16 protein-coding genes are annotated in these 15,433 nt (G+C 48.2%); 9 read left to right on the top strand and 7 right to left on the bottom strand.

The annotated features are described in order from the left end of the window. The first annotated feature begins 29 nt into the window (after window positions 1-29). Window positions 30-722 (top strand): MOSC domain-containing protein, encoded by a 693-nt coding sequence (locus tag BIW15_RS02835; protein WP_077280526.1) that lies wholly within the window; start codon window positions 30-32, stop codon window positions 720-722. A 66-nt stretch (window positions 723-788) separates the two neighbouring features. On the opposite strand, the gene BIW15_RS02830 is transcribed toward BIW15_RS02835, so the two are convergent. The 4 genes from BIW15_RS02830 to BIW15_RS02815 all read right to left on the bottom strand — a co-directional run bounded on the left by BIW15_RS02830 (window position 789) and on the right by BIW15_RS02815 (window position 5,434). Next, window positions 789-2,027 (bottom strand): DEAD/DEAH box helicase, encoded by a 1,239-nt coding sequence (locus BIW15_RS02830; protein WP_025570689.1) that lies wholly within the window; start codon window positions 2,025-2,027, stop codon window positions 789-791. A gap of 207 nt (window positions 2,028-2,234) precedes the next feature. Beyond that, window positions 2,235-3,422 (bottom strand): mannonate dehydratase, encoded by a 1,188-nt coding sequence (uxuA, locus tag BIW15_RS02825; RefSeq protein WP_077280525.1) that lies wholly within the window; start codon window positions 3,420-3,422, stop codon window positions 2,235-2,237. Between the two features lie 129 nt (window positions 3,423-3,551). Next, window positions 3,552-4,343 carry an FCD domain-containing protein gene (locus BIW15_RS02820; RefSeq protein WP_005461367.1) on the bottom strand — a complete coding sequence of 264 codons (792 nt, stop codon included), beginning with the start codon at window positions 4,341-4,343 and terminating at the stop codon, window positions 3,552-3,554. A gap of 107 nt (window positions 4,344-4,450) precedes the next feature. After that, a complete protein-coding gene (locus tag BIW15_RS02815) occupies window positions 4,451-5,434 on the bottom strand; it encodes a TRAP transporter substrate-binding protein (RefSeq protein WP_005449968.1) in 984 nt (327 codons plus the stop codon). Between the two features lie 321 nt (window positions 5,435-5,755). On the opposite strand from BIW15_RS02815, the gene BIW15_RS02810 reads away from it, so the two are divergent. The 7 genes from BIW15_RS02810 to BIW15_RS02780 all read left to right on the top strand — a co-directional run bounded on the left by BIW15_RS02810 (window position 5,756) and on the right by BIW15_RS02780 (window position 12,790). After that, the gene (locus tag BIW15_RS02810) at window positions 5,756-6,271 is read left to right on the top strand and encodes a TRAP transporter small permease (RefSeq protein ID WP_005461368.1); all 516 of its coding nucleotides are present in this window, start codon (window positions 5,756-5,758) and stop codon (window positions 6,269-6,271) included. Window positions 6,272-6,282: 11 nt separating this feature from the next. Continuing rightward, window positions 6,283-7,584 (top strand): TRAP transporter large permease, encoded by a 1,302-nt coding sequence (locus BIW15_RS02805; RefSeq protein WP_077280524.1) that lies wholly within the window; start codon window positions 6,283-6,285, stop codon window positions 7,582-7,584. Between the two features lie 51 nt (window positions 7,585-7,635). Then, the gene (locus tag BIW15_RS02800; protein ID WP_077280523.1) at window positions 7,636-9,099 is read left to right on the top strand and encodes a mannitol dehydrogenase family protein; all 1,464 of its coding nucleotides are present in this window, start codon (window positions 7,636-7,638) and stop codon (window positions 9,097-9,099) included. A gap of 12 nt (window positions 9,100-9,111) precedes the next feature. Continuing rightward, complete coding sequence (gene uxaC, locus BIW15_RS02795) at window positions 9,112-10,524, top strand: glucuronate isomerase (RefSeq protein ID WP_077280522.1); 1,413 nt, start codon at window positions 9,112-9,114, stop codon at window positions 10,522-10,524. Between the two features lie 3 nt (window positions 10,525-10,527). Then, window positions 10,528-11,505 carry a sugar kinase gene (locus BIW15_RS02790; protein ID WP_077280521.1) on the top strand — a complete coding sequence of 326 codons (978 nt, stop codon included), beginning with the start codon at window positions 10,528-10,530 and terminating at the stop codon, window positions 11,503-11,505. Between the two features lie 9 nt (window positions 11,506-11,514). Beyond that, window positions 11,515-12,144 carry a bifunctional 4-hydroxy-2-oxoglutarate aldolase/2-dehydro-3-deoxy-phosphogluconate aldolase gene (locus tag BIW15_RS02785; RefSeq protein ID WP_025520486.1) on the top strand — a complete coding sequence of 210 codons (630 nt, stop codon included), beginning with the start codon at window positions 11,515-11,517 and terminating at the stop codon, window positions 12,142-12,144. Window positions 12,145-12,238: 94 nt separating this feature from the next. After that, window positions 12,239-12,790, top strand: coding sequence for a YgjV family protein (locus BIW15_RS02780; RefSeq protein ID WP_077280520.1), 552 nt, complete (start codon window positions 12,239-12,241; stop codon window positions 12,788-12,790). Here the strand turns inward: BIW15_RS02780 and BIW15_RS02775 are convergent. The 3 genes from BIW15_RS02775 to BIW15_RS02765 are packed head-to-tail and all read right to left on the bottom strand — an operon-like array spanning window position 12,751 to window position 14,079. Continuing rightward, window positions 12,751-13,401, bottom strand: a complete 651-nt coding sequence (locus BIW15_RS02775; protein ID WP_005477521.1) for a carboxymuconolactone decarboxylase family protein — start codon at window positions 13,399-13,401, stop codon at window positions 12,751-12,753. The two genes, BIW15_RS02780 and BIW15_RS02775, sit on opposite strands and share 40 nt — an antisense overlap. Window positions 13,402-13,459: 58 nt before the next feature. Continuing rightward, window positions 13,460-13,594 (bottom strand): hypothetical protein, encoded by a 135-nt coding sequence (locus tag BIW15_RS25245; protein ID WP_021821161.1) that lies wholly within the window; start codon window positions 13,592-13,594, stop codon window positions 13,460-13,462. A gap of 35 nt (window positions 13,595-13,629) precedes the next feature. Then, complete coding sequence (locus BIW15_RS02765) at window positions 13,630-14,079, bottom strand: cupin domain-containing protein (RefSeq protein WP_045587163.1); 450 nt, start codon at window positions 14,077-14,079, stop codon at window positions 13,630-13,632. 365 nt (window positions 14,080-14,444) lie between these two features. Between BIW15_RS02765 and BIW15_RS02760 the strand changes: the two genes are divergently transcribed. Then, window positions 14,445-15,368, top strand: a complete 924-nt coding sequence (locus BIW15_RS02760; protein ID WP_077280519.1) for an AraC family transcriptional regulator — start codon at window positions 14,445-14,447, stop codon at window positions 15,366-15,368. The last annotated feature ends 65 nt before the right edge of the window (window positions 15,369-15,433 follow it).

Below are 15,433 nucleotides of genomic sequence, written 5' to 3'. Positions count from 1 at the left end.
ATCTCTCATTCAAATAATAAGGAGGTTATATGAAGAAAATCGGCGTCGTAAAAGCTGTGCTAGCAGGGAAAACCGTCCCTTATGCTCATGGAGCGCAAAGCGCAATCAACAAACAAGTGCTGCCTGAGCGCCAGCACGCAACAGAGCTTGGTTTTACCAGTGATGAGCAAGGTGATCCGCGCTTTCATGGTGGCATTCAAAAAGCGCTTCATATTTACCCAAGCGAACACTACCCAATCTGGCAACAAGAATTAGGCGAAAGAACCATTTTCCAATCCGCCGGCGGCTTTGGCGAAAACATCAGCTCCGAAGGCGTAACCGAATCCACGATTTGCTTGAAAGATAAAATTCGCATTGGCTCAACACTACTGGAAGTGTCGCAAGGCCGCATGCCTTGTTGGAAGCTTAACATACGCTTTGACCAACACGACATGGCGAGAAGACTGCAAGATACGCTTCGAACAGGCTGGTATTTCCGAGTGCTGGAAGAAGGCGAAATCGGTGCAGGTGACGAGATTATTCTGTGCGAAAGATCTTATCCAGAATGGCCACTGGCTCGCATCATGGGCGCGGTTTTCACTGGCTGCCTGGATAAAACAGAGCTAAGCCAACTGGCAGAACTTCCATTGGTTGAATCTTGGGGCAAGTTGGTCGAGCGCCGCCTAGAAACTGGCGAAGTTGAAGATTGGGAAATGCGCTTGGTTGGCCCAACGGCGGGTTAACACCCCAAAGTAAAATTTTAAGCCACGCTCTGAACCGACTATGCCGTCAGAGCGTGTTTTTTTGGTTTACTTCGCACTCGGGGCTGGGCGTTTCGACTTACCTTGGAACTGCTTAATGCTCTTCTTAGCATTAGTTCGGCGGTTGGCTTTTTTATCGCGTGGCGCGCGTTTGCTCTCGCCAGTTGATGGCTTATCCGTTACTGGAAAACCTACCAGATCTTGCACTGGCAATGCACGTTGAGTCAGGTGACGAATTGCGTTTAGTGCGTCCATTTCACCATGGCATACCAATGACATCGCCACACCTTGTTCGCCTGCGCGAGCGGTACGCCCTACTCGGTGAACATAAGTTTCTGCATGCATTGGCAGTTCAAAGTTGATCACTACAGGTAATTGCTCAATGTGAATGCCGCGCGCTAGTAGATCGGTGGCAATCAACACCTGAATTTGCCCAGATTTAAACTGCGCCAGTGCTTCTTCTCGCTCATCTTGACTCTTATTGCCATGCAGCGCATTGGTTGAGATGCCCGCTTTATTCAGCTTCTTCGCTAAGCCATCGGCGTTCTCTTTCGCACCAATAAAGACTAATGCCTGAGTCCACGCGTTTTTTTGAATCAGTTCAATCAATGCCTTGGTTTTACTGCCTTTGTTGACGAGGTACAGCGTTTCAGCAATATCTTGGTTGGTGCTGTTTTCTTGATGCGCTGCAACTTGCTTTGGTGCCTGCATAAGCAGCTTCGCTTTATCCTTCAACTCATCTGAAAAGGTTGCCGAGAACATTGCGGTTTGACGCTGGTTTGAAATCTGCCCTGCAATATTTTGTACGTCAGGCCAAAAGCCCATGTCCAACAAACGGTCGGCTTCATCCAATACTAGATAATGAACATTGCTCAAATCCAAGCCATTGTTTGCTAGGTCAACCAAACGACCAGTCGTCGCGACAAGGATATGAGGATTTGTCGCTAGCGCCTGCTGTTGTTGCTCTTTATCAACGCCGCCACACAAACACACTGCGTTGAGTTCAAGAACTTGACCAACTTGGTTGATTGCTTCACTCACTTGCATTGCCAGCTCACGAGTTGGCACCAAAATCAGCGCTTTTTGCTCTGGATTGACACTCAGCTTTTCCAACAAAGGCAAACCATAAGCAAGGGTTTTGCCGCTGCCTGTATTTGCCAAAGCCAATAGATCTTGACCAGCCAACAGCTCAGGAATGGCCAACGCTTGAATATCGGTCGGTTTCTTGAAGTCTTTTGGCAGTGCGTGAATCAGCTCAGAACTCAATGAGAGAGTAGAAAATGGCATTAGCGAAACCTTGTACTTTTGGTTGAAGAAGCAATAAAAACAATGAAGATGCGGTAAAACGCAGGCGCGGACTTTATCACAATCTGTTAGGTGAACCATCCTATTTTAGGCGCTTAAACCAAACGTCGCCTATGCAAATCGTCAGAAAACAAAAAAGCGCCGAGCCGAAACCCTGCGCTTTTAAAAACGGTTTTACATTGTAAATCGTTACTTGGTGTAGAACGCGCGTTTTAGTGCCATCTCTAAGCCGCGAACTTCAGCCAAACCTTTCAAGCGACCAATAGCGGAGTAGCCTGGGTTGGTTTTCTTCTTCAGGTCATCCAACATTTGGTGGCCGTGATCCGGGCGCATTGGAATCAAACGATGGTCGCCCACTTCTGCGCGGCGCTGTTCTTCATCCAGAATCGCCATCACCACGTTGTACATATCCACATCGCCATCCAGGTGAGCCGCCTCGTGGAATGTCATTGGGTTGCTTTCTTCACGCTTGGTGGAACGCAAGTGGGTGAAGTAAATGCGCTCGCCGTGCTTTTTGATCATCTTCACTAGGTCATTGTCACCACGCACACCGTAAGAGCCGGTACACATGGTCAAACCGTTCATTTTGCTTGGCACTTTTTCGGTTAACCAATCAATGTCTTCGATGGTTGAAACGATACGCGGCAAGCCAAGAATTGGGCGCGGTGGATCGTCTGGGTGCACCGCGAGTTTCAAGCTGTGCGCCTCACACACAGGCATCAGTTGCGACAAGAAATACGCCATATGCTCACGCAGTTTGTCTTTGCTAATGCCCGCGTAGCGGTCGAGTTGCGCTTGGAACTCTTCCAAGGTGTAGCCTTCTTCTGCGCCCGGCAAGCCTGCAATAATGTTGCTGGTGAGCTGCTGGATTTGCGCTTCAGACATGTTGTTGAAGTATTCCAATGCCTGCGCTTGTTCCGCTTCGGTGTAATCCGCTTGTGCGCCAGGGCGCTTCAGAATGTGTAGCTCAAATGCCGCAAATGCGATTTGGTCAAAGCGTAGCGCTCGAGAACCATCTGGCATTTCAAATTCTAGGTCGGTACGTGTCCAATCTAGCACTGGCATAAAGTTGTAGCAGACTGTATCTACGCCGCACTCAGCAAGATTACGCAGGGTTTGCTTGTAGTTGTCGATCCATTGTTGGAAGTTGCCCGTCTGAGTTTTGATTTCTTCGTGAACTGGCACACTTTCAACCACTGACCACGTTAAGCCTTTCTCTTCGATGATGGCTTTACGTTTTAAAATCTCTTCTTTAGACCACACTTCACCATTTGGAATGTGATGCAAGGCATTCACAATGCCTGTTGCGCCTGCTTGACGAATATCGTCTAGCGACACAGGGTCATTCGGACCGTACCAACGCCAAGTTTGTTCCATGACACTCACCTTTTTTAAGACGCACTCAGCCCGCTCGAATTTATCAAGCTAAGTGCAAAACGACTTCTTAATATGCAGCCACGATAATGCAGCTGCGCTGACTAGAGCCGACCGAAGCCGGCAATGTGGTTAACCGTTTTCAGCGCCCTGCAGAACAACAGGGTTGGAACTGAATAAGTAACCATCAAAATTCGGGTCATCGATGTCAGACAGCTCCAACAGGCGCTGTTTAACGTTTTCAAGGTGTTGCCACATGGCATTTTTTGCAGCGATTGGATCTTTACGCTGCAATGCGGCAAGGATTTTGGCGTGATCGTCTAACCACTCTTCACGGTAGTCTTGACCAGCAATGTGAGAATGAAGTTTCTTCCACATTGGGCTGCTCTCGCGTCGCTCCCAAGATTGCTTCAACATGTCCACCAGCACAGAGTTTTGAGTTGCCTCTGCAATGCACATGTGAAACTTCTCATCACCGTTGCAATCTGCGGTGCCACTGGCAAGTTCTTCTCGTTCTAACTCAAGGGCTGCACGCATTTTCACGATGTCGCCAGGCGTTACTTGCATCGCTGCAAATTCCGCAATGTTACTTTCAAGCAACTGGCGAGCTTGGAGCATTTCAAACGGACCGGCATCATCGCTGATCACGTTCTCACGGGAGTTCGGTTGAGATGGAATATTGATGACATACACTCCAGAACCTTTCTTCACTTCGACAAGGTTTTCCAGCTCCAGCATGATGATCGCTTCACGTACTACTGTGCGGCTAACGTCGAGACGTTCTGCGATATCGCGCTCAGGCGGCAGCCTATCTCCGACCACGTAACGGCCATTGATAAGTTCTTGTCTAAGGACTAAACCGATCTCTTGATACGGTCTTTTCGGTTCAAAAGGCATCATGATGATATTATCACTATATTCCATCTAACTTCTCACGCCATCATAACGACCAATAACAATTGGTCAACCTCTATGTACCAGAATGTGGTAACACCTTGTTTTCGATTGTTTATTACTAATTACTTTGTGAATTACTTAACTGCTTTGATCTTCTCAACCAGTTCATTTAATTCAGGATTTGTCTTTTCTAAGTCCGCGTACATTGGTTGAACCGCTTCAACGAATGCCGCTTTATTTGGTTCAACAAAAGTTACGCCCATCTTTTCAGCTTTTGTACGCTCTTTTGCTTCTGACTCAGCCCACAACTTCTTCATGTATTCAGAAGAGTCTGCTGCTGCTTTCATCAGTGCTTTTTGTTGCTCAGGTGTTAGCTTGTCGTACGTTTTAGTCGAAATAACCAATACGTCTGGCACCATGGTGTGCTCGTCTAGGCTGAAGTATTTCGATACCTCACTGTGACGGCTCAAGCTAAATGATGGGATGTTGTTTTCCGCAGCATCCACCACGCCTTGTTGTAATGCTGTGTATAGCTCACCGTATGCCAATGGTGTCGGGTTACCACCTAACGCTTTTACCATCGCAATAGCAGATGGGCTCGGCTGTACACGTACTTTCAGACCTTTTAGATCTTCCGGCGTATTGATTGGTTTGTTGGTGTAAAAGCTACGTGCGCCCGCATCGTAGTAAGTCACACCAATAAAGCCGCTGTCCGCTGAAGAATTCAGGATTTCACGACCCACTTCCCCGTCTGTCACTTTGTAGTAGTGGTCTTTATCGCGGAACAAGTAAGGCATGTTGAATGCTGCGTAAGCAGGGGAGAAAGCTTCCAATTCTGCCGCGTTGCTCTTCACCATATCCAGAGCACCGTTTTGCATCAGCTCCATCGATTCACGCTGAGTGCCTAACTGCGCATCAGGGTAGATACGGATACGAACTTCCCCGTCTGTCATTTCACGAACTTCTTTTGCCATAAAGTCCATTGCTTTATGTACTGCATGGTCACGAGGGTGATTGTGACTTAGCTTCAAAGTGGTCGCAGCATAAGCAGAAGCAGTGGCGCCGAAGGTCATTGCAGCACCTACTACAGCGCTTAAAAGAGTCTTACGCGTCATCATTGTTCTATTCTCCTTGGATTGGTTATCCAATATGTAGGGTAGTTTTAATTTTTCACGGTATTTCTTGTTTCGAGGTCATTATTGGCGATCGAAAAACCTATCGTCAAAACAAAAAAGCAAATTGATTGACCAAAATCACACTAATTACCCTTAAACTGGTCAACCAATTCATTTGTGAAGCTGCTCACGTGACAACCAAATCGCCTAAATTATAATCCACTCAGAACAACATGCCTATTTTGAGACCCTACACAAATACGCTCGCCCACATTGGTAAACCAATTGTTATGCAGTCCGCGTGTTTACTTTAAGGAAATGAAAATGAATAAACTGGTCACGTATATCAACAGGGGGTTGGCAGCATTTACTGTCTCTCTTTCGACCTTTCTTGTCTTCTGCGTGGTTTGGCAGGTGCTTTCACGCTACGTACTCGGTAAACCAAGCACCGTCACGGATGAACTGGCTCGCTATCTCTTTATGTGGGTGGCGCTTATTGGTGCCGCTTACACCACAGGTCTCAAACGTCACCTCGCCATTGACCTTTTGACGATGAAACTCAAAGGCAAGAAAAAACTGGTGAATGAAATCGTCATCCAAGTGGCCATTGCGCTCTTCTCTTATGTGGTGTTGGTCCACGGCGGAACACAATTAGCACTCAAAACATTGGCCACTGGCCAGCTAACCCCAGCATTGGGCTTAGAGATGGGCTACATCTATTTCTGCCTGCCTATCAGTGGCGCACTGATGATCTTTTATTCCGTGATTTTCGCTTATGAGCGCGTCAAACAATTAATGTCTGGTGAAACCCTAGTCACCGACTCACAACTTGATTCTTAGAGGGTTCCACAATGGAATGGCAATTAATTCTTACCTTATTTGGCAGCTTCGCTGTATTACTGGCAATTGGTGTACCGGTTTCCTTCGCCATTGGTCTTTCTTCACTGGCAACCATTTTAATGGGCCTACCATTAGAGCCTGCGATTGCCGTTGTGGCGCAGCGCATGGCGGCGGGTCTTGATAACTTTGCTCTGCTAGCTATCCCATTCTTTATCTTAGCGGGCAACATCATGAACCAAGGTGGTATCGCACTGCGCCTGATTAACTTTGCCAAAGTGTTAGGTGGCCGTCTTCCTGGTTCCCTAGCGCACGTGAACGTGATGGCGAACATGATGTTTGGCTCAATTTCGGGTTCAGCCGTCGCATCTGCCGCAGCGGTTGGCGGCACCATGTCGCCACTGCAAAAGAAAGATGGCTACGATGAAAACTTTTCTGCCGCGGTGAACATCACTTCTTGTCCATCGGGTTTGTTGATCCCGCCAAGTAACACCTTGATCGTGTTCTCGTTAGTCTCTGGCGGTACCTCTATCGCGGCGCTGTTCCTCGCCGGTTACATTCCGGGCATTTTGATGGGTCTGAGCATCATGGTGGTGGCTGGGATCATCGCCAAACGTCGTGGTTACCCAATTGCGGCTCGCCCAACGCTAGCGATGGTTTGGGATACATTTCTAAAAGCGGCGCCTTCACTGGCTCTGATTGTGGTCATAATGGGTGGCATCATCGGCGGTATCTTTACGGCTACCGAAGCCTCTGCCATCGCCGTGGTCTACACCTTTGTTTTAGCGGTGTTGGTGTATCGCGAAGTGAAATGGCGAGATCTTCCTAAGATCATTTTGGAATCTGCCGTCACCACATCGATTGTTTTGCTGTTGGTTGGCGCGTCTATGGGCATGTCTTGGGCGATGGCGAATGCCGACATTCCATACATGATTGCCGATGCGCTGCTGGCGATCTCTGACAACCCAATGATGATTCTGCTCATCATCAACATCATCTTGCTGATTGTCGGTATCTTCATGGATATGACGCCAGCGGTACTGATCTTCACGCCGATCTTCCTGCCAATCGCGCTGGATATGGGCATCGACCCGGTTCACTTCGGCATCATGATGACCTTCAACTTGGCGATCGGCATCTGTACTCCACCGGTAGGTAGTGCGTTGTTTATCGGTTGTTCTGTGGCGAATGTTGCGATCGACAAAGTGATCAAGCCGCTTCTGCCATTCTACGTTGCACTGATTGTGGCCCTAATGGCGGTGACCTTTATTCCTGAACTCAGTCTGTTCTTACCAAAACTGGTCCTAGGCTACTAACTCTTTCAATGAATCATCCCGCAGAGCACTCTGCGGGAGAAGGGAAATAAAATGAAAACCATTGCAAACTCCACCCTAAATGCTGCTGTTTCGCTGCCAGATTACGACCGTTCTACACTCAAAAGCCGTATTATTCACCTTGGTTTCGGTGCTTTCCACCGAGCGCACCAAGCACTGTTCACCAATGAAATGCTGAGCAAAACGGGCTCGGATTGGGGCATTTGCGAAATCAACCTATTTGGCGGTGAAGAGTTAATTCAATCGCTGCGCGCGCAAGATCACCTCTACACGGTGGCAGAAAAAGGCGCAGAATCGACCGAAGTCAAAGTGATTGGCTCGGTGACGGAATCACTGCACCCACATTTGGACAACATCGAAACTGTTCTCGAAAAAATGGCCGAGCCACAAGTGGCGATCGTTTCAATGACGATAACCGAGAAAGGCTACTGCGCCGACCCTGCAACGGGCACGCTTGATAAAAACAACCCGCTAGTCATTGCTGACCTTGCCAACCCAACAGAGCCAAAATCAGCCTTGGGTTACATCGTGCAAGCACTGAAAATGCGTCGTGAACGCGGCCTAACGCCATTTACCGTGATGTCTTGCGATAACGTGCAAGAAAACGGTCACGTAGCAAAAGCATCGGTACTAGAGTTCGCTCAACTGCTCGACCCTGAATTGCGCGACTGGATTGAAACCAACGTCACCTTCCCTTGCACTATGGTTGACCGTATTGTGCCAGCAGCAACCGAAGAGACACTGACCGAAATCGCTGAGCTACTTGGCTGTGAAGATCCATGTGGCATCGCTTGTGAACCTTTCCGTCAATGGGTTATCGAGGACAAGTTCGTGGCTGGTCGTCCAGATTGGAACGTGGCTGGCGCAGAATTTGTTGCCGACGTTGTGCCTTACGAAGAAATGAAACTGCGCATGCTAAATGGTAGCCACTCGTTCCTAGCCTACCTAGGCTACCTTGGCGGTTATGCGCACATCTCTGACACCATGACAGATGAAGGCTACCGTAAGGCGGCATTCGACATGATGATGCAAGCACAAGCTCCTTCTCTGACCATGCCAGAAGGCACCGATTTAGAAGGCTACGCTAAGCTGCTTATCGAGCGCTTCACTAACCCAAGCTTGAAACACAAAACATGGCAAATCGCGATGGATGGCAGCCAGAAGATCCCACAACGCATGGGTGGCAGCTTGCGATTCCATCTTGCTCAAGGTTCTAACTTCTCATGGTTGGCAACAGCGATTGCAGGTTGGATGCGCTACGTATATGGCGTGGACGAGCAAGGCAACGATATTGATGTTCGCGATCCAATGGCAGAGACACTGCGTCAGATCTGCGACCAACACGGCTTGAACGTTTCTGTTGTGCCTGCGTTGCTCTCGGTTGAAGCCATCTTCACTGCAGAGCTTGGTCAAAACCCACAAGTGATTGATGCGGTGAGCAGTGCTTACCAATCGCTAATCGATAACGGTGCTCGTGCCACTGTCGCTGCGTTGTAATAGGAGTTAACGATGAAGAATTTCTTGTGTGAAGACTTTTTACTCTCAAACGAAACGGCGCGCCGCTTGTACCATGAGCATGCGTTACACCAGCCAATTTATGATTACCACTGCCACCTAAATCCAGCGGAAGTGGCGCAAAATCGTCAGTTCGATAACTTAGGTCAAATCTGGCTTGAAGGCGATCACTACAAATGGCGTGGCATGCGCTCGGCAGGCATTGAAGAGCGTCTGATTACGGGTGATGCGAGCGATTACGACAAATACATGGCGTGGGTGAAGACGGTTCCTCAAACCTTGGGCAACCCGCTTTACCACTGGACGCACCTAGAACTGCGTCGCCCATTCGGCATTACCAATACGCTGCTTAGCCCAGATACAGCTGAGCAAATTTGGCATCAATGTAATGAGCGACTGGCGACGCCTGAATTTACTGCTCGCGGCATCATGCAGCAAATGAACGTCGTCATGGCGGGCACGACCGATGACCCTATTGATTCACTAGAGCACCATAAAGCGATCGCAGAAGACGACACCTTTAACGTTAAAGTGCTGCCGAGTTGGCGTCCGGATAAAGCGTTCAAGATTGAATTGGACCTGTTTGCGGATTACATGCACAAACTGGGCGAAGTAGCAGACATTGATATCCGCCGCTTTGATGATTTATTGCGTGCACTTGATAAACGTTTGGCACACTTTGATTCACATGGTTGTCGTGCGGCAGACCACGGCATTGAGATCGTCCGTTACGCACCGATCCCAAGCGAGGCTGATTTAGATGCGTTGCTGGCTCGTCGTTTGAATGGCGAAGTACTGTCAGAGCTTGAATGTGCGCAATTCTCTACCGCAGTTCAAGTTTGGCTCGGCAAACGCTACGCGCAATTGGGCTGGGTCATGCAGCTTCATATTGGCGCACAACGCAACAACAGCACACGCATGTTCCAACTACTAGGTGCTGATGCTGGCTTTGACTCGATTGGCGATCGCCCCTTTGCTTTTGAACTGGCACATCTATTGGATGAACTGGACCAAACCAATGAGCTGCCTCGCACCATTCTTTACTGTTTGAACCCTCGTGATAACGAAATGATGGCGACCATGATTGGCAACTTCCAAGGTGGCGGCATCGCGGGCAAAGTGCAGTTTGGCTCGGGTTGGTGGTTCAACGATCAGAAAGACGGCATGCAACGCCAAATGGAACAGCTTTCTCAGCTTGGTTTGCTCAGCCAATTCGTCGGCATGTTAACGGACTCGCGCAGCTTCTTGTCTTACACCCGTCACGAATACTTCCGCCGTATCCTGTGTGACATGGTTGGTCGTTGGGCAGAGAACGGCGAAGTTCCAAATGACCTTTCGTTGCTTGGTCCTATGGTCGAAGAGATCTGTTTTGGTAACGCAAAACGCTACTTTGAAGAGAGGGCGTAACCAATGAAGCACATCGCCATTATTGGTGAATGTATGATTGAGCTGAATGGCAAACCGTTCGGCTCAATGCATCAAACATTTGGTGGGGATACGCTCAACGCTGCGGTTTATTTGAGCCGCGGCTGCGAAGCCAATAGCAAACCTGATGAAGTTAAAGTCTCTTACGTTACGGCGCTTGGCAATGACCCGATCAGTACAGGCATGCTGACTCGCTGGCAAGACGAAGGCGTCTCAACAGGTTTAGTGCTGCGCGATGAGACTCGCACGCCGGGTTTGTACCTGATTCAGCTTGATGATCAAGGCGAGCGTACGTTTCTATATTGGCGTAACCAATCAGCCGCACGTTACTTACTTCAACATCCAAACTTTGGAATGATTAAACAAGCGTTAACTCAGGTTGATGCGGTGCTTCTCAGCGGTATTTCTTTGGCCATCTTGCCAGAAGAAGACCGAATTTCACTGCTTAACTTGTTGGTTGAGCTTAAAGCTCAAGGCGTTGAAATCGCGTTTGATAGTAACTTCCGCCCAGCGCTGTGGCCTCAAGACGATAATCAAACCGTCAAAAACGTTTACCAAGCCATGTATCAACTGACCGACATTGCCTTGGTGACTTTTGATGATGAGCAATTGATCTGGGGTGACGAAACACCAGAGCAAACCATTGAACGCCTTACCTCTCTTGGCGTAGGCAAATGCATCGTCAAGCTCGGTGCGGATGGCTGCTTGGTTCAAGACTCAACCAATCAGGGTTCGAGTGCGGCTCTGGCTCCACAAGCCGTGCCGACCCAACCTGTCGCCCAAGTGGTGGACACCACATCGGCGGGCGACTCATTCAATGGTGGCTTTTTATCGGCATACCTCGCTGGCGCCGATCTCGCGACCTCATGCCAAAGAGGCAACGCACTGGCAGGTGCTGTGATTCAACATCGCGGTGCCATCATTCCCAAAGCATTCACACAACCGGCGCTTGGCGTCGTTTAAGGAACACTCATGTCTAGCATTAAAGAACAATTGAAAGCTCTGAAAGTCATCCCTGTTATCGCCATCGATAAAGCAGAAGACATTATCCCACTGGGTAAAATACTGGCAGAAAACGGACTCCCAGCGGCTGAAATCACCTTCCGTTCAGCAGCGGCTGCAGAAGCAATTCGCCTACTGCGTGAAACCCAGCCAGACATGCTGATTGGCGCAGGTACAGTACTGAATCGTGAGCAAGCGATCGCAGCAAAAGAAGCAGGCGCAACCTTTATCGTATCGCCTGGCTTTAACCCAAATACCGTTAAAGCGTGCCAAGAAATCGGGATTGATATCGTACCGGGTGTGAACAACCCAAGCACAGTTGAAGCCGCACTGGAAATGGGATTAACCACCTTGAAGTTCTTCCCTGCAGAAGCTTCTGGCGGCATCAACATGGTGAAATCACTGCTTGCGCCATACACCGACATCGAACTGATGCCTACTGGTGGCATTAACCCTGCGAACATCAAAGATTACTTAGCGATTCCACGCGTTTTGGCCTGTGGCGGAACCTGGATGGTAGACAAGAAACTGATCGAAGCGGGCAACTGGGAAGAGCTTGCACGCCTAACTCGCGAAGCGGTTGCGCTTGTAAATGAGTAATCGCTTTTAGCGATTGAATAAAGTGCCCAGCCCTCCCTCGGTGGAGGGCTGATTCGTTTGCATTCACATTCACTCACGTGGTTAAGGAACCTAGATGGAAAATGGGCTAGCACAAGGCATTGGTGGCATCGCGTTTATGGTTGGCGTAATGGCCTTCTGGCAGAAAGATGACCTGCGCTTTCGCTATCAGATGATGGCGTTTTGTTTCATCATGGGCGTTCATTTCGTCTTACTGGGCGCAACCGTCGCTGCCATTGGCGTGATCATTAATGGCATTCGCAGTTTCGCCTCAATCAAAACTCAATCACGTAAAGTAATGTGGTTTTTCATTGCTCTTATGTGGCTGATGACTCTGCCAAACATCACCCACTTTTTTGAGCTACTTACAGTAATAGGATCATCCGTCGCCACTTGGGCACTCTTTTCCAAACAAGGCATCACCCTACGCAGCTTAATTTTATTCAACTCATTTTGTTGGGTGAGCCACAACCTATGGCTTGGCTCGATTGGTGGCTCATTGGTTGAGAGCACCTTTATCGTCACCAACCTGTTGACCATTTATCGTTTGTTTCATGCCCAAGAGCGCCTCTCCCAAACCCAAAACAATCAGTTTTTGGCGTCTAACACCGAATCCAGTACAGATTGAGCATTACTCGCAATACTTTCATCACAGCACTGCTTTAAAACCAGAATGAAATCATTCAGTTCTTCGGCAGACACGCCATTATTCATGCTGATGTTGTAGTGCGCCGCAAGCTGGCTGTTCACTCCTTTGATATTTGCCAGCGCTGCAATCGTGGCAATTTCTCGTTGTTTCCACGTCAGGAGGTCACGCGCGAAAATGTCACCAAACAAATGGGCTTTTAAGTACTGATCTATTTGAGGTGAAAAGTCGAACAGCGGGCCTTTGACTTGCATACCGACCAGCGTTGTTTGGTTCTGACTGCCTAGCTCTAAGCTGCTTTTATCTGTCGATAACGGCGTCGATTCACGCCCTAATGTGTCGGTAATACCACGATTTTTGCGCACTTCAACAACATCCATAAAAGCAGCCAATCCATTCAAACTGCGGGGAAAACCTGCGTAAGCGTATAGTTGAGCAAGAACTTCTTTAATCTCATTGATCGTTAAGCCGCTTTCTAAACCATCATTCAGGCTAATCTTGAGTTTTTCTACGTCACCGCTTGCGGTGAAAGCCGCGATTGGAACGATTGCTCGTTCTTTATTACTCAATTTATCTGTTGCAAAAGCAGGCATAACAGCGGATATCGTTGTCATAGTCAGTACCCAAATTAATATGGACTTGATTGAAGTTTTAATTGCGATCATCGTCAGAACCTTCCGTTGGTTGACCACACGCCGAAGCGACTTGAGGAGCCATAAAAGCGACATCAATGAGCGCAATATTTACGCTCATGTAAGTTTGATATTTACTTGGCTTGCCTGTCATTGTCAGATCTCCGACGTCCTTAAGTTAGCGTTCAATTAGCCAAGCTCTGCGTACTCTTCGTCCGTCACGGGTTCACACCACTCATTGCTTGCTCCTTCAGCGGGTATTTCTATTGCTACATGTGAAAACCAGCTATCTTTAGCTGCGCCGTGCCAATGCTTAGTGCCAGGTGCAATATGCACGACGTCGCCCACGTTGAGCGCTTGCGCTGGCTGACCACATTCTTGATACCACCCGCGGCCTCCCGTCACGAGCAAGATTTGTCCGCCTTCGTGATGAATGTGCCAAAAATTACGGCAGCCCGGTTCAAACGTCACATTTGCTACGATCAGCCCCGGTTGGTTGAGCAACGCCAAGTAGCTTGTCCCCGTGAAGTAATCGGCATACGCTTCGTTCTTTGCCCCGAAATCAAAAATGCCACGGCCGTTAAATACTCCGGCTGTTAGTGATTGTGGAATCTGTGTTTTTGCTGTGTGATTAACCATTGCTTTACGTCTCTTTATGGAATGCAGGATGCGTATCGAGCATTCGCCAAACTGTGTAGATAACGTTAACGCCGCAGGCCATTTATCGTTAGCCTATTCATGGCTAATACTTGCCTAATTTTCCAAACAATCTGATTTTTATTTTGGTACCAAAGACGACCAACCGTCTCTTTCCTTGCCAAAAACAATAAGTAAACCATTAATTTAAAAGTAAAATAAATAAGAGTAGAGATTGAAAACGTTTAAATTGGAACGGTTCAAAATCGCACAAAAGGAAAACAGCGCCTTGCCTGATAATCTTTACTGCGCAAAATGTCGTGATATACATTGAATAACAACCTCAATAATCCGAGAGCCTTTTCGCGATGTCAGATTTATCACCTACCAGCTTACCAAGTAGAGCATTCGCCACTCAGAAATTAGCCAAACTGATTGATCGATGGACGGGAGACGCAAACCAATACGACACGCCAATTTCGGGGTTGAGGTTCAGTCGTTGGACAACCCCGACACCGCCTACGAGCTATACCCACAATCCAAGTATTTGTCTTATCGCGCAAGGCAGGAAGCGAGTCTTATTGGGAGAGGAAAGCTTTATTTACGATGCCAACCACTTCCTGATTTCTTCTGTCGATCTCCCTATCATTGCCAACATTATCGAAGCCAGTGAGGAGCAACCTTATTTAGGGCTGATCATGGAGCTGGAATTGACCGAGATTTCCCAACTGATTGTCGATAGCGAACTTGCCTTTACTCAATCCAAAGAAGCGCAAAAAGGCATTGCTGTCGGTGAGTTGTCGGAATCTCTATTGGATGCGTTTGTACGTTTAGCAGAATTATTAGACGAAGGCCAAAACATCAAAATTTTAGCACCCATCATTAAACGGGAGATTTTTTATCGCCTTTTGATGAGTGAACAGGGCACGCGTCTCCATCAAATCGTGACTGCGGGCAGCCATAGCCATCAAATAGCCAAAGCCATCGACTGGCTCAAAAACAACTTTGTCAAACCATTAAGTGTTGGAGATTTGGCTTCGTACACAGGTATGAGTAAATCGTCGTTTTACACGCACTTTCGCTCCATGACGTCCATGACACCATTACAGTTTCAAAAGAAGTTACGCTTAAGTGAAGCACGCCGATTGATGCTGACAGAAAACTTAGACGCCATGGCTGCGACATTCAAAGTTGGCTATGAAAGTCCGTCTCAATTCAGTCGGGAATACAGCCGCTTGTTTGGCGCGCCGCCGTCTAAAGACATCAAATCGCTAAGAGAAAATTTGGGCTAGATTGGCACAAAAAAGCCGTTAGTCTGTACTGCCACAGAGCTAACGGCTAAAAACCCATGAAGAGA

This window comes from Vibrio sp. SALL6 (assembly GCF_002002385.1).
GTDB lineage: Bacteria > Pseudomonadota > Gammaproteobacteria > Enterobacterales > Vibrionaceae > Vibrio > Vibrio parahaemolyticus.
The sequence above is the reverse complement of the archived record's forward strand: the minus strand, read 5'-3'. Positions and strand labels throughout refer to the sequence as shown.